General features: G+C 58.9%; 12 protein-coding genes. 9 read left to right on the top strand and 3 right to left on the bottom strand.

The genetic code is table 11. From position 1 onward, the window contains the following. Window positions 1–88 precede the first annotated feature (88 nt). The 6 genes from ACZ48V_RS03050 (at window position 89) to ACZ48V_RS03025 (ending at window position 6964) form a co-directional block, all read left to right on the top strand. The gene (locus tag ACZ48V_RS03050; RefSeq protein ID WP_464541479.1) at window positions 89–913 is read left to right on the top strand and encodes a class I SAM-dependent methyltransferase; all 825 of its coding nucleotides are present in this window, start codon (window positions 89–91) and stop codon (window positions 911–913) included. 206 nt (window positions 914–1119) lie between these two features. Further along, window positions 1120–2034, top strand: a complete 915-nt coding sequence (locus ACZ48V_RS03045; RefSeq protein WP_464541477.1) for a universal stress protein — start codon at window positions 1120–1122, stop codon at window positions 2032–2034. Between the two features lie 279 nt (window positions 2035–2313). After that, window positions 2314–3258, top strand: a complete 945-nt coding sequence (locus ACZ48V_RS03040; RefSeq protein ID WP_464541475.1) for a sensor histidine kinase — start codon at window positions 2314–2316, stop codon at window positions 3256–3258. Window positions 3259–3476: 218 nt separating this feature from the next. Beyond that, a complete protein-coding gene (locus ACZ48V_RS03035; RefSeq protein ID WP_464541473.1) occupies window positions 3477–5138 on the top strand; it encodes an SLC13 family permease in 1662 nt (553 codons plus the stop codon). Between the two features lie 181 nt (window positions 5139–5319). Continuing rightward, window positions 5320–5724, top strand: coding sequence for a CBS domain-containing protein (locus ACZ48V_RS03030; RefSeq protein ID WP_464541471.1), 405 nt, complete (start codon window positions 5320–5322; stop codon window positions 5722–5724). A 67-nt stretch (window positions 5725–5791) separates the two neighbouring features. Then, entirely contained in the window at window positions 5792–6964 is a 1173-nt protein-coding gene (locus tag ACZ48V_RS03025; protein ID WP_464541469.1) for a DUF2914 domain-containing protein, read from the top strand. Window positions 6965–7090: 126 nt separating this feature from the next. On the opposite strand, the gene ACZ48V_RS03020 is transcribed toward ACZ48V_RS03025, so the two are convergent. Continuing rightward, complete coding sequence (locus tag ACZ48V_RS03020; protein WP_464541467.1) at window positions 7091–7618, bottom strand: GbsR/MarR family transcriptional regulator; 528 nt, start codon at window positions 7616–7618, stop codon at window positions 7091–7093. A gap of 695 nt (window positions 7619–8313) precedes the next feature. On the opposite strand from ACZ48V_RS03020, the gene ACZ48V_RS03015 reads away from it, so the two are divergent. Both ACZ48V_RS03015 and ACZ48V_RS03010 read left to right on the top strand, forming a co-directional pair. Next, a complete protein-coding gene (locus ACZ48V_RS03015) occupies window positions 8314–8811 on the top strand; it encodes a polyhydroxyalkanoate synthesis regulator DNA-binding domain-containing protein (protein WP_464541465.1) in 498 nt (165 codons plus the stop codon). Between the two features lie 184 nt (window positions 8812–8995). Further along, window positions 8996–10225: a patatin-like phospholipase family protein gene (locus ACZ48V_RS03010; protein ID WP_464541463.1), complete on the top strand. Its 1230-nt coding sequence runs from the start codon at window positions 8996–8998 to the stop codon at window positions 10223–10225. Window positions 10226–10371: 146 nt separating this feature from the next. Here the strand turns inward: ACZ48V_RS03010 and ACZ48V_RS03005 are convergent, their stop codons facing one another. Both ACZ48V_RS03005 and ACZ48V_RS03000 read right to left on the bottom strand, forming a co-directional pair. Continuing rightward, window positions 10372–11727: a 1-acyl-sn-glycerol-3-phosphate acyltransferase gene (locus ACZ48V_RS03005; RefSeq protein ID WP_464541461.1), complete on the bottom strand. Its 1356-nt coding sequence runs from the start codon at window positions 11725–11727 to the stop codon at window positions 10372–10374. 51 nt (window positions 11728–11778) lie between these two features. Next, window positions 11779–13650 carry an ABC1 kinase family protein gene (locus ACZ48V_RS03000; protein WP_464541459.1) on the bottom strand — a complete coding sequence of 624 codons (1872 nt, stop codon included), beginning with the start codon at window positions 13648–13650 and terminating at the stop codon, window positions 11779–11781. Between the two features lie 231 nt (window positions 13651–13881). On the opposite strand from ACZ48V_RS03000, the gene ACZ48V_RS02995 reads away from it, so the two are divergent. Beyond that, complete coding sequence (locus ACZ48V_RS02995) at window positions 13882–14943, top strand: SDR family oxidoreductase (RefSeq protein WP_464541457.1); 1062 nt, start codon at window positions 13882–13884, stop codon at window positions 14941–14943. Window positions 14944–14960 lie beyond the last annotated feature (17 nt).

The following is a 14960-nucleotide window of genomic DNA, read 5'->3' as shown; positions in this document are numbered from 1 at the left end:
CCCTCCGATTGGCACAAAGCGCCAGGCCTTTCGTAGAGCCTCTGCCTTAGAGCCTTCGAAATTATTTTCTACGTGCGCTCCGTATCGTATGCATTACGACCCGATTAAAGATCGCCTTGGCCAGTGGATGAGCCGCCATCCCTGGCTACAGCGGGCCTTCTACGGCCTGCTGAACCTGCTTTTCTTGCGCGCATGGTACGTGCGCCGTACAGTGCGGCGCCTGCTGGCCTCCTTCCCCGACACCCGTCCGGTACGTGTGCTGGATGCAGGTACCGGATTCGGACAGTACGCCTATTTCATGGCGCGCACGTTCCGCAACGTGCACGTCGACGCTATCGACGTAAAGCGCGACTACCTGCGCCGCGCCCAGCACTTCGCCGACCAGACCCGTGTAGGCCCGCAGATCAGCTGGATCGAAGACGACCTCACGCAGCTCCAGGCGGAAGGCCCCTACGACCTGATTCTATCGGTCGATGTCATGGAGCATATTAAAGACGACGAGCGCGTATTTCAGCATTTCGAGCGGGTGCTCCGTCCAGGCGGGTACGTTGTCATCAACACCCCGTCGGATCAGGGCGGGTCTGACGTTGGTGGGGAGACGGACGAAGGGTTCATCGGTGAACACGTGCGCGACGGATACAACATGGATGCGCTTGCGGAAAAGCTCCGGCGAGCCGGACTCGTTCCCGTAGAACAGACGTACACCTATGGGCCCTACGGATCGGCCGCATGGTCATGGCTCATCAAGCGTCCCATGCAGATGCTCGGCACGACGTGGGCGGCACTGCTCATCCTTCCGCTTTACTACCTCATGGTGCTGCCTGTAGGTCTTTTTCTAAATGCAAAGGATGTTGCGCATCCCAATGAAACCGGGACGGGTCTGCTCATGGTGGCCCAGAAACCTTCTGTGTAGCCCCGCGAACCTGTGAGCACTGCGCTGCGAGAGCTATGCGGCAAGGCCTATGTGGGGAAAACGCGCACACGCATCCCCACTATACCCTGAGGACGGGTTCATGCAAATGACTGGACAGCCTATGTTGTGCTGTGTATGTTTACGAACGGACAGCACGCCGTCGTGGCGTGCCTTCGTGGATCCGCTCACCGACACGGCCCTTTCTTATGATCAACGACATCCTCGTAGCACGCGACTTCTCAACGTCTTCTGACCGCGCGCTGCAGAGCGCACTGCAGTGGGCCGAGTTGCTTGACGCCACCGTTCACCTTCTGGCTGTGCAAGTGACGAACGACAATCCTTTTGCTCCCGCCGAGCAGCGTTCAGGACCGCTTGAGCGCCTGCGTACCCGTCTTAAGAGCCGTACGCAGAGCGACATGGCCGAGTCGGGCTATGACCCAGGCAGCGTTGCCGTTAAGCACGAGGTGCAGCGCGGCGAAGCAGCCGGGCCAGCGATCGTACGGTATGCAAAACGGGCTGGCATCGACCTGATTATGATGGGCACAACCGGGCGCCGCGGCATGACCCGCGCCTTCATGGGAAGCGTTGCCGAAGAGGTTGTGCGCACCGCTCCGTGTCCGGTGTGCACCGTGCGCGCCGGGAACGACATGCCTGCCCCAGAGCGCCCGCGCCGCCTGGTCATTCCAGTCGACTTTTCGGAGCCCTCCCGTATGGCACTGGCATACGGCGTTCGCCTGGCCAAGCGCTTCAACACATCCATCGCGCTCCTGCATGCCATTGAGAACCCGTCGGTTCCGCTTGTCTACGGCAGCAGCACCCCGGTCGACCCGCCCGCGGGCCTTGGCGAACGCGTCGAAGCCGGGCTCCTGAACTGGTTTCAGGAAGTCACCCCCGAGGGCATCGAGACACCGGCTCACGAAGTGCTTATACGAACCTCAGCACCAGGGAAAGCCATCCGGCAAGAGGCCTCGCGCAAAGGCGATGTCGTGCTCATGGCCACGGAAGGGCGTACCGGCATGGAGCGCATGGTGCTGGGCAGCGTTGCCGAATCGGTGTTGCGGCGCACCGAAGGGCCGGTGGTCACCGCGCGGTCGTTCGAGGCCGCCCTCCTCCCGAAGTAGCCTGCAGGGGGCTCAACGCCGACCTTCCCCTGGCGCGCCGGGAGCTCGTACGGCATAGATTGCTGCACAAATGTGCTTTTCAATGCCAACTGTACCCGTCATAACCATAACGAATCTATGCCTTCTGAGACGCTCAACCGGAACCTTCGCCTGTACAGGCAGCTTTCGCGTCTGCCTCGCCCTTCGTCGTATACCGGCAAAATTTTTCTCGTCGCGTTTCTCGGCACCCATGTTCCACTGCTGGGGTCAGTTGGGTACGTCACCCTATCGCACCTCCCAATGACCCAGGCGCTGCCGGTGCTCAAGGCGGTGCTCGCAGCTACGCTTATCGGTACGGCAGGCACGCTGTGGGCGCTTTACCGGCTGCTCGCCCCAATTCGGTGTACGGCAGACGCGCTCCAGGAATACGTCGACAGCAGCACCGCCCCCCACCTCCCAACTACGTTTTCCGATCGGGCCGGACAGCTGATGCGCAACACGCAACGCACCATCACCAAACTCGACACCCTGCTCCGGTTCAAAAACCGTATGCTTGGCGTGGTGTCGCACGATGCACGCGGCCCAGCTTCAGCGGTGCTCATGGCCGTAGACGCTATTGAGAAGCAGTTGGATGCGCCCGCCCCCAATATGGACTACGTGCGCTCTCTGACCCAGCAGATGGAGCATACCGTCGAATACCAGCTTGACGTCTTCCATTCGATGCTCACCGTAGCACGCTATGGCGAAGGCCAGGTAACCCTGAACCCCGATACCAGCACCGCGCAGGCCGTTTTTGAGCGCGTGCGAGGGAATCTGAAGATTCTGGCCGATAAGCGCAACCATGACCTGCAGCTTGACCTGGATGCTCCTGAACTGATGCTACACACCGATATCGGTAAGCTGGAACAGGTGCTCAATAACCTGGGCAGCAATGCGCTTAAGTACACCCCTGAAGGAGGTACCGTTACGCTCGGCATGACCACCTCGTCCGAAGAAGATACCGTCTCGTTCTGGGTTGAAGACACTGGGCCTGGCATCCCTGAATCGGTACGTGGTGAGCTGTTTGAAGCCTACAACGCTGACGCCGACCCCGACACTGATTCAGTGGGGCTGGGTCTGTGGATATGCAAAACGTTTACTGAGGTGCTTGGCGGCACTATTGCGCTCGCGAGCACTGATGACGGATCCACCTTCACGATACGATTCGACCGAACTGCCATCGAGGCAGCCCCCGAATCCGTATAGCACGCCTCTGCACAGCATGGAGCTCTCGCCTGCCCGAAGACGAAGAAGTTGTTCTCGTTGCCAGCTTCTCATTGGCGACTGTACTCCCGCACTAAAGTATAGGGAGTACCCGAGTACGGGGAGTACCCGCTCGCATTTAGCAACCGATTCGTCATAGTGTAGCATTGAAGCTCATTCCGGTCTCGTTCTGCCCCGCGTACCGACCCTGCACCGCTGCCATGCCTGAAACGCCTTCTGACGCTCCTTCCGAGACGGGTTCCTCTGAACCGGCTGCGCCCGGCTCAAACCGTCATAGCGATGACAGCGACAACCGCTCCCACCCGATTGGGGACTTTGCAGCTGACACGGTAGACTCTATCAAGGAGGTCGTAGCAGATCCGGCCGCTGAGCTACTGCGGCGCACCGACCGGCGACTTCGCCATCTGTGGAGCCGCTCCTCTCTCAAAGCCGAGATTGCACGCGACCGTGCAGTCCGCGTCATCCTCTCGATACGCCGTCCGCTACAATCACGCAACGTCGTGATCGGGATTCTGGCGCTGCTGGCTGCCCTGCTCGTCGTCTACCTCACCGCCGACACCCTGCCCCGCGAAACGGCACTGATGGCCGGTATCTTTGTGGCTGCAGCGCTCCTGTGGGCGACCGAGGCCCTGCCTCTTTTTGCAACCGCTCTGCTCATCATTGGACTCGAGATCATCCTGCTGGCCAATCCGGGCAACTGGCCCGGTCTCGGGTTTTCCGAGGGCCCGACGCCCTCTTATGAAACCTTCTTGGCCCCCATCGCCGACCCCATTATCATTCTTTTTCTCGGGGGGTTTATTATTGCACGGGCCGCTGTTAAAGAAGGCGTAGACCGCACATTGGCAAAGCTCGTCTTGCGTGGCTTCGGCACCCGTCCCGGCAACGTCATGCTTGGCCTCATGGTGATCACTGCAGTGTTCTCAATGTGGATGAGCAACACCGCAGCCACCGCCATGATGATCACCCTCGTTACGCCCATGATTGCCGGGATCGACAAAGCCGATCCGCTACGGGTAGGACTCGTGCTCTCCGTTCCCTTCGCTGCAAATATCGGCGGTATGGGTACGCCGATCTCTTCGCCCCCCAATGCGGTTGCAGTCGGCTTCTTGAATAGCGCTGGCTATCCCGTTTCGTTCTTAGAATGGATGGTTGTTGCCGTACCGCTGGCTACCGGACTGCTGCTGCTTTCGTGGGTCGTGCTGCGGTGGATGTATCCACCCGAGCGTAGCTCTGTAACGATGAACGCCAACGACTCCTCGCTTGATGCCCGCAGCATCTTTGTACTCACCGTCATGGTAGTCACCATTGTGCTGTGGTGCACCGACCGCTGGCACGGGCTGCCTACCGCGGTTGTAGCTCTCTTGCCCGTGGTCGCATTCACCGCTACCGGACTCCTCACTCAGGCCGACTTCGACAGCCTGGAATGGAATATCCTGATTCTCATTGCAGGCGGTATTGCTCTTGGCACCGGCATGCAGAGCACCGGACTCGACGAGGTGATCGTCGGCTTTGTACCGGCCGGGGGACCGTTTGTCATTCTTGCGCTGGCGGCAACCACCGTGGTGGTAAGTACGCTCATGTCGAACACCGCCGCGGCTAACCTGCTGGTTCCTATTGGCGTAGCGCTCGCTATGGGAGCAGCGAGCAGTCTCGATCCGGTACACGTAGCCATCAGCATCGCACTCGCCGCCTCGGTATCAATGGCCCTGCCGGTAAGCACGCCCCCGAACGCAATCGCCTATGCCAGCGGCGTGTGCAGTACCAACGACTTCGTGCGCGCTGGCTCTCTTATCGGACTTGTAGCGCTGGTGCTCATTGTTACCCTTGGGGGGCCTATCATCGCCTTTTGGATTCCGATGTAGATTCTGGCGTAAAAGCGTACGATCTGTGCGTTTTACGCCCTCCTCCTATTGCAGCACTCGCCATCAGACAATAGCTTTAGACAATAGCTTTCGTATAGTTCAACCGTATACGTTTTCGTCCCGAAGGCCATGCTGGCCGCATGGCTTTTCGCATCCTCCTAATTTTTAAACGCCGCCGTTTATGGATACCGTAGAAGCAATTATGACCCGCGATGTCGTGAGTGTATTGCCCGAAACGCCCCTCCTCGAAGTGCAGAAGCTTCTCAAGCAGCACGGATTTCGCCATCTCGTGGTGGTCAAAGATGGGATGCTCAAGGGCGTGCTCTCTAACCGAGACGTACTTCAGGCGCTGAGTCCGTTCCTGAACACCAACGCAGAAACACAGCGCGACGTGCGCACACTGGCCTACCCGACCCGTAAACTGATGAACAAGAATCCCAAGACAATAACACCCGATACCTCTCCCGAAAAAGCAGCCCACCTGCTCCTCACGGAGGCTATCTCAGCCCTCCCGGTCGTAAAGGACAAAAAGCTGGTTGGTATCATTACGACCAAAGACCTGCTGCGCCACTACACAGCCGCATAGCCTCTCTGATGCCGCTCGTTCGCATGGTCTATTGTCCGTCCTGTGTTTCTCTCCCCTGCTCAACCGCATGAATCCTTCTTCAGCACCAGCAGCTTCCAACCGGTGGATCCGCTGGTCTCATTACCTGGAGCGGAATCGTTACTATCGCTGGACGCGCCGCCTGTATACGCGTTATGCCGACATCGCACCGGCGGTGTTCTTCGGAGGTGGGGTGCTGTGGGATGTGCTTACGCTGCGCCAGATTGACCATGCCGTCGATAATCTTATCCTGGCGGCCTACATCGTGCTGTTGGGGGGATGCATTGTGCTGGCGGCCCTGCGGGTGGTACACCGCTTACCCGCCCGCCCCTTCCTAACAACGATTGAGCCGTTCTCCAATGCCGGCGTTCAGTTTTTCATGGGCGGGCTTTTCAGCGCATACGTGGTCTACTTTACCCGTAGCGCCTCCCTGACCGCATCCGCCGTTTTCCTGGTGGTGCTCGTTGCCGTCCTCGTTGCTAACGAGTTTCTCTGGCGCGACTCCATCAACCTGTACTTGATGCTCGGGCTCTATTTCCTGGCGCTCTTCTGCTTCTTCACCTTCTTCCTGCCCATTCTGGTAGGCAGCATGGGCTATGGGCTGTTTGTGGCAGGTGGACTGCTCAGTATGGCCCTCGTGGGCGGGTTGGCCCTGCTTCTCGAACGGTGGAACGTGTTCGAATCGATGCAGCAAGTAGGGGGCGTAGCCGCCGTAATGCTGGCCCTGTTTATCGGTATGAATATCGCCTACACCAAGAACTGGATTCCACCGGTTCCGCTCTCTATGCAGGCAGGCAACATCTACCATGAGGTAAAGGTGACCTCTGAAGGGTATGCACTTACCTACGAAACGCCGCCCTGGACGCGCTTCTGGCGACGCAGCAGTACGCCCTTCACATATGCAGAAGGCGACCGCGTCTACTTCTTTGCCGCTATCTTTGCCCCAACCACGTTACAAACAGGCGTCGTGCATCGCTGGCAGCAGCGTCGCGAAACCGATGAGGGCATCGTGTGGCAGACGACCGATCGCATCCCCTATACCGTGCGCGGCGGGCGCATCGAAGGGTTTCGTGGCTACACGTTCAAAAGCAATATTCAACCGGGCACTTGGCGCGTCGATGTTGAAACTGAGGACGGGCGCACGCTCGGGCGTGTAAAGTTCGATGTGCTTGATGCGCCCGATGGTGCCGAGCGATCGTTCCGTACACGCATCTACGAATAACCATCTACCCTCACCGGGCGCCGGGGCATGTCAGGGGGATGCCGTGCGCGCATGCTCTTACGCCGGTGTCCCTCCGCCAGTGTCCGTTGCGCCGATGTCCGTTGCGCACCGGTTAGCACATATGGCTTAGCTTGTTGATTCTTCTACCGCCTGGTTCTGTGCGTCAGCGTCGGCAAGGCGTGCCTGCTTCACTTCCTCCCACCGCTTTGAAAAGTCCTGGTAGAACGACTCCATAAGCTGGTAGAAGGCGTGCATGTGCTCCAAATTCTTGACAGTCTCGCTGTTGGTCACCTTGCTGCTTCGTATGCGGTTTAAGTATCGCTCGGCCAGCGACCGGTTGCGGCGCACCGTGGCCATATTAAACTTGAAGTTGTTATAGAAGATGTCGGGATGCGCCACGTAGTAGTTGCGCCGGTTCACCGGGCCGTCGACCTTGCGCACTACGCCTATATCAGCCAGACGGCGTACCGATATAGAGATCGGTCCTTTCGAATGCCCGAGCAGGTCAACCATATCGTCGAGCGACGCAGGATCGCGCTGCGTAAGCAGCAGGCCAACGATCAATCCCTGAAGCCGCTTTAGTCCGTGCGACTCATAGATGTTGCCAAATTCCTGAATGAGTTCCTCCTCTACCGGAGATGGGGCGTGGGCCATAAATCAGAGTGGTACGAGACAGGTACAATGCTTGCTCCTTCCTTTAGTACAGTCTTCGATGCTCTCCCTATTCGACATTACCCTGGTTCAGGGCACCGTCGTAATTCAGAACATCGTTAGAGCAGGAGCGGTCTGGATCTATTCCGGGCAAGACTGAACAAGCCAGTCGAGATTTAGGTTCGCCGGCGGATGCTGCCAGCATGCACCTGGATCACACCGCCCGGCCATGCGTCTTACGTTCCCCCTGTGGTGACGCAGTGCGTTATGCATTGGTTGTACGATCTGGGAGACCCTACCATCTTCATGCAGCGTGCCGGCTCGGGTCGTACAGCCCGTTGCGCCAACACGCAACGCAGCCACGTGCATGCGTGCACCTTAAGAGCCTGTTTGGGTTTTGGTTTGTAGGCGAGAGCGAGCGCCGCTGAGGCGAAAATTGGACCCCGATGGAGGTTCGTAGCCGGGGCTACGGGCCGACATCGGGGGCAATTTGCAGTCCAGCGCCGCCGCTCGGAGCCCAAATTAAGAAATCAAAACAGGTTCTAAAGCTCCTTCTGCATGTACGTAGGGCCAAAAAGTGCGCGCCCTCCGCAAGCTGCACTGCAACAACGAAGCAATAGCACAACGCAGCACGCCACAACTGAACAGGTCACCGCACAATCACAATTGTTTAGTCATTTGTCTTTAGTTGCTCTCTTATGGCTCGCTTGATCAAACGCTATGAGAATCGCAAGCTCTATGACACAGAGGCCAGCGCATATGTGTCGCTGAGCGACATCGCCGAGCTGGTGCGGGCGGGCGAAACGGTTGAGGTCGTTGATCAGTCGACCGGGCAAGACCTCACGGCGCAGACCCTCACCCAGATCATTCTGGCAGAGGGCAAGCAGGGCCATCAGCCTATACCCGCCGAGGTGCTGCATAAGCTGCTCCGCCAGAGCGGCGCCGCACTTGACGCAGGGTTCGACCAGATTCGGGTTCGCGTAGACGACCTCGTTGAGCACTCTCTCGACCGCCTCGGTCGGCTGCTGCATGGCCCACGCGCCGACGAGCTCGATACGCTACGCAATCAGCTGCACGAAGCCGAACAGAAGCTCGCTACTCTGTTGGATGCGATCGACCGTCCCTCTCCCCAGAACGGGGCGGTCTCTGAAGAAAGCAACTCTTCGGCATCCGAGAGCACACCTCCTTCACCATAGCCTGCCACCACACAGGCACATCCTTCCAGCCCCCTTCCTGGCTTCCCCCACAAGGTGCACCATGGGAGACACGTAACAAGCGCGATAAATACACCTTGTCCAATCCACCATAGCGCTTGTCCGCTGGAACCGCTTTCACAATAGATCCATAGGCTCATTGTCTATTTACTATCCTGGGGTTTCCATGACTACTGCTGCTACGTCTTCGGTTGGACTCGCCTGTGCAGGTGGGGTAGTCGAAGGAGCCATCTACGAAGTTGGGGCGCTGTGCGCGCTCGACGAGGCCATCGACGGACTCTCACTGCACGAGTTGGATACCTACGTGGGGGTCAGTTCGGGGGCTCTGATTAGTTCGTTGCTCGCTAACGGCGTACCTGCTCGCACCTTAAGCCGCGCCATTGTATCGGAAGTGGACGAAGATCCGCGGCTGAATGTGAACCCCGAGGTGATGTTCAGCCCGGCACTGCGCGAGTATGCCCAACGCCTCTTGCGCTTCCCGGGTGCCCTCTGGCGCACGCTGCGCTACTTCGTCACGCACCCAACCGACCTCTCAGTTGTCGGACTACTCTCAACGTTTGGCTCGGTGGTCCCCACGGGACTCTTTGAGAACGAGCCGCTGCATCACTTCTTAGCGCAGGCCTTTACACCTCCTGAACGCACCAACGACTTCCGCGAGCTGCGCACGAAGCTCCGCATCGTGACCATGCATCTCGATTCGTCGGAGATTGCCGTGTTCGGGGAGCCCGGGCGCGACCATGTGCCGATATCGAAGGCCGTACAGGCCAGCACTGCACTGCCCGGACTCTACTGCCCGGTGGAAATCGATGGGGGGTATTACATTGACGGGGTAGCACGTCGCACCGTGCATGCCAGCGTGGCCCTCGATGAGGGGGCCGACCTGCTGTTCTGCATCAACCCGATCGTGCCTGTTAACATTCAGCTGAAAGAGCATGCCAACCGCCTGCTCAACGAGCACGGGCTGGTCGACCACGGGCTGCCGGCTGTGCTCTCACAGACCTTTCGCGCTATTGTCGACTCGCGCAAAACAACCGGATTCAAAAAGTACGCGCACACGCATCCCGATGCCGACCTGGTGCTCATCGAGCCAGAGTACGACGACACGCGCATGTTCTTCTCGAACATCTTCAGCTTTCGCAACCGCCACGAGGTGTGTGAGCACGCCTACCAGGCCACACGGCGCTACCTGCGCAACCAGGCGCCTGCCCTTCAAAAGAAACTCCAGCGCCACGGACTCCGCCTGCGACTTGACGTGCTTACGGATACGCGGCGCACGCTCTTCAGCGAATTCGTGCCGCGCTCTACCGCACAGTCGGTCATGCATGAAACCAATCAGGTGCTCGACCGGCTCGACCTGGTGCTCGAACAGCTACGTATGCAGCAGCCGGCTTCGTAACTGCAGAATCAACGCATCGTAGCGCGGCATGGCAGCGCAAAAAGACCAGCGTTTCGCGCGTCTGGCCATCTCTACACGTTCACGTTCATGCCTTCACGCACCAACGAGCCGTATGAGAGTGGCATTATGCCTCTATCATACCTCTGTCACGCCTCTGTCGAATCATTGCGGTCCGCCCCGTCGTCGGGCGCCGGGTGCTCTTTCGGGGTTATCCCCATAGCCGGGCGCGGCGGAAGCGAACGATCTTCGAGTGACCACCGGTACGATCCCTGGCGGCGGCGCTTCTCTTTTTTGCTGAGCCCGCGATAGCCATAGGGTGGCTTACGGAGCTTACGGATGAGCGCAATCAGGAACCACCCAAACGGCATATACCACGCTGCAATGTCGAGGTCACGCAGGATCTTATGCAGCCAGCTCCGTGCTGCCGGACGCTCCCGGTCGCGCTCGTGTGTAACAAAGGAGATTGGCCAGCCGAGTGGGGTTGTGCGCAGACGGCGCCCCTTCACTTTATTCATCTCGCGCCTGAGTCCCTCCCAGTCGTACGGCTTATCACCGTACGTATCAACCGCTTCGTCGAGGTGTTGCTGCGAGCGCTCTTGGATCCGCCTGGCTACACGGAGCACCGTGTCACGACTTGGCGCCGTTACGTCTTCGCATCCCTCTTCGCGCAGCATCTGCCGCACGTTGACTGGCTTCTGTACGACGAACGTCATCTGGCACGGGAACGCCAGGTAGAATATGAACGGGAAAAGCAGGGCCAGCGGGGCAATGGGGAGGGGCAGAAAGGGGATACCGAGCACTTTCTGAACGATGCGGTCGAGCGTCTCAAACGTAACACTGGTCGGGTTTACCCACTCCGCATTCACAACGCTAACCGGATAGACCGGGGCATCGTGCTTTGCAGCGAGTACGACGAAGCTGGAGTGGAAGTGCTGCAGCTGATAGCGTCGCGTAAACCCCTTTCCGATGCCGGGAACTCCTTCCGGATAATAGATCACCCGGTCGCCACGCGCCAGAAGCTTGTCGTAATTAGTAAACGTCATGTCTACTCCCCCACCCCGCCGCCACCAGTCGTCGAGGTCGTAAGGGCGCATCCACCAGGTTGCAGCAAGCTGTGGTGTATACACGCTGCGAAACTTACCGGCCTTGGTGTAGCCAGATGCGCGCCACAGAGCGGCATCGAGCACAATTGCATCGTGCGGGAACGCATTACCGCTGTGGTTGGGCGCCAGGATGAGCGGGCCTTCGTCAGGAATCTTATCGTGTCCAACGAGCTTCGCCCGAAAGTAGCGGTCGATCACGTCGCCCATGAACCCGTCAATCAGGCTGTAGAGATATCCCCAGTCGGTTGGATCGTGGGGCACGTCGGTCCGCTCCAGATCGGGCGCCGGCCCGGAGGGCATGTGCGCCTCGTGCCGCCACGGATCGAACGGCTCAAACAGCTCCTCCAGGTCCTTGGGGTCGAGCGTAATGTCGATCGTAAAGTCAGAATCATTAGCCATGCAGCAACCGGTAGACCGAGCGTTGAATGAACAGGGGGCGAAAGCGAGGCATCACGTCTTAAACAGTGCAAGCGCAAATCCAATAATGAAGAGCGAGAGCCACAGCCAGACAGGGCCGCCTTGCACCACACCCAGTGCCCCTCCGATAATACAGGCGCCCCCAAGAATGCTACCACGCAAGCCCGGGAACGGATCGGACGTAGGCGTGCGGTCGTCGAGGCGCTCCTCTACATACGCCACGCTCGACGTCATCAGACGGGGCATCTGTACGATTGCGTCAATCAGTTCAGGGGCGTTGCTGAAGAACTCGCGTCCCAGCGTGCGCGGATCGAACCGTTCGCGGAAGATAGAACGCACATGGCGCTGCGACACCGCCACCACGTCGAGGTCGGGCTTCATGGTGCGCCCTACGCCCTCAAACGTAACGAGCGCTTTCACCATGAGCGTCATCTCTACCGGAAAGAAGACGCGGTAGCGTCCCCCCAGACTGAGCGACTCCAGGATGAGCTGGGCGATGCTGATGTTGCCTGTCTGCCCCTGGCTCGCGAAGTAGCGCGAGAGGTCAGATACCGCCCGCCGAAACCCCTGCGGGTCGCCGCCCTCACCGATGCGCGCGATGTCGAGCAGGTAACGCGCTACGTTCTCGACATCGCCCCGTACCAGGGCGTAGTAGTAGTACAGCAGGCGCCGCTTCACCTGCGGACTGAACCGCCCGACCATGCCCATGTCGATGAATCCGACCTTAACCGGATCGTCGGGGCCGCCTTCGATGATCTTCAGGTTACCCGCATGCAGATCGGCATGAAAGAACCCGTCTTTGTAGAGCATACGGATGATCGCTGCCGACCCGAGGTCGATGACGCGCTCGCGCTCCTCAGGCGAAAGCTGGAGCGACTCGGGCGATCCCGGACGGATGCCATCGATAAACTGCATGGTGAGCACATCGTCGGAGCTCAGCTCACGGTAGATCGTGGGAAAGACCACGTCGGGCATATCGCTGAAGTTAGCGGCAAACACCTCCGCGTTGGTCGCCTCGAACGAGTAATCGACCTCACGCTCGGTGTACGCACTGAACTCTTCAATAATCTGTCGCGGGCGGTACTGTGGGATGATCCAGTTCAGAAAGATCCCGAAAAACTCCAGCAGCTTCAGATCTGACTTTATGATTTCGCGGATGCCGGGCTTAATCACCTTGATAACCACGTCGTCGCCTTCGATGGTTGTAGCCCGATGCGCCTGTGCGATAGAGGCTGAGCCAAGCGGCTTGTTGCTAAGCTCTGCAAACAGCTCGTCAACAGGCGCCCCCAGGTCGCGCTCAATGATGTCGCGCACCTGCACAAATGGAATGGGCGGCAGGTGGTCCATCAGGCTCTCCAGCTCACGCGTGATGGACGGAGGGAGCAGGTCCTCGCGAATCGCCAGAATCTGCCCCAGCTTGGTAAACGTGGGCCCGAGCATCTCCAGGCGCTTCCGCAGCTGCACCGGAAACGGCAGGTCAACCAGCGAGCGGTTCACAAGCGGACGCAGGACCCACGACAGCATGCGCTTTCCGAGCGACCGCATCCCTCGCTTTTGCACCTTAGGAAGCGATCGCACGTAGGCAATGTGCCCGCCCATGAGCAGCCCGACCACATGGCGGTACACCACAAAAAAGCGGCGCACAGCGCCTCTGTAAGGAGCCAGCGGATCAAAGTCTGCAAGTGGTGAGCGCTGCTCTTCACCCGGTTCAGGGGAGGCTTTATTCTCCTTCTCATTGTGCGCAGCGTGCGCCGCATCGGTCGGGCCACTCCCCTCCGAAGATTCTGAAGAGGCCTGGGCATGCTCTCCCCGTGCCTGCCCATTCAGCGAAGAACGCGCATCTGCGTCCAACCGAGCAGATTCGGCTGACCCAGTCGATGATGATGTCTGTGAGGGAGAAGGCATAAGGGAGCCCTTAGGAAATCAGGTGCACTTGCTTGCGCGCAGTGCACAACTACGTGGATAAAAGGTGAACCGAAAATGCGGGAGCGGGTTCAACGGTTACGAAAAGCGCTTACAGCACGAAGCAGCGCTTGAAGATGCTCTGCGAACCACATGCCTGAAGTTTCAGGTGCTGGTGACGCGAGTACCTCTGTACTCTCTGTTCGTACGTCCATTCCAAACGCCACTCTTTTCATGCTCTTTCTTACGGGATTTCCGGGGTTTCTGGGCACGCGCCTGGTCGAAACCATGGCCGCGCAAGACCCTTCGCTGCAGTTTGCTCTGCTGGTACAGCCCAAGTTTGAAGCCAAAGCGCACGAGGTGCTACAGCGCATCGACCTGACCGACCGGGCTACAGTCTACCCTGGCGACATCACAAAACCGGATCTCGGGCTTGGAGATGACTATGGTCCAATTGTTCGCTCCATAACACACGCTGTTCATCTCGCCGCCGTCTATGACCTCACGATCCCGCGCGATATTGGCTGGCGGGTTAACGTAACGGGCACGCAACATGTGCTTGATTGTATGGCTTCCGCGCCGCAGTTGCAAACGTTTGGATATGTAAGCACCGCCTATGTGTCTGGAAAACGCAAAGGACGCGTCCTCGAAGACGAGCTGACACACAACACCAGCTTTAAAAATTTCTATGAGGAAACGAAGTACCATGCCGAGGTGCTCGTGCGCGAACACATGGATACTGTGCCAACCATGGTTTTTCGTCCAGGCATCGTGGTGGGCGATTCGCAGACCGGCGAGACCGACAAGTTCGACGGACCGTACTTCATTTTGCGTGCCCTGCAGCGCCTCCCGCAATATACCGTGATGGCGCGCGTAGGCGACGGCACCGCCCCGGTTCACCTTACGCCCGTCGATTACGTGATTAACGCCATGGCACATTTAATGCGTACTCCGGCACATAACGGCACTACGTTTCACCTGACCGATCCAGACGCGCTGTCCACACAGCAGATTATGGAGACGTTTGTGGATCAGCTCGATATGCATGTGGCCTACCTCCCCGTTGGCCCTTCGGTCGCACGGGCGGTAATGGGCACGGCAGCTGGACGCTACCTGGGCATCGCGCCAGAGCTTATCGACTACTTCGACCACGAAGTGCATTACGACACACGCCGTATTGATGAGGCGCTTGCAGGCACCGGAATCACGTGTCCGTCGCTGACGGAGTACGCCCCCCGCATGGTCGCGTTCATGAACGCCCACCGCGACCAGGCTCGGTCGGAGGCGATGTATTAGGCTCCGCCTGAAAACGA

The organism is Longimonas haloalkaliphila, from assembly GCF_055379825.1.
Note: the sequence above shows the minus strand (reverse complement) of the source record. Positions and strands in the feature narration are given on the sequence as shown.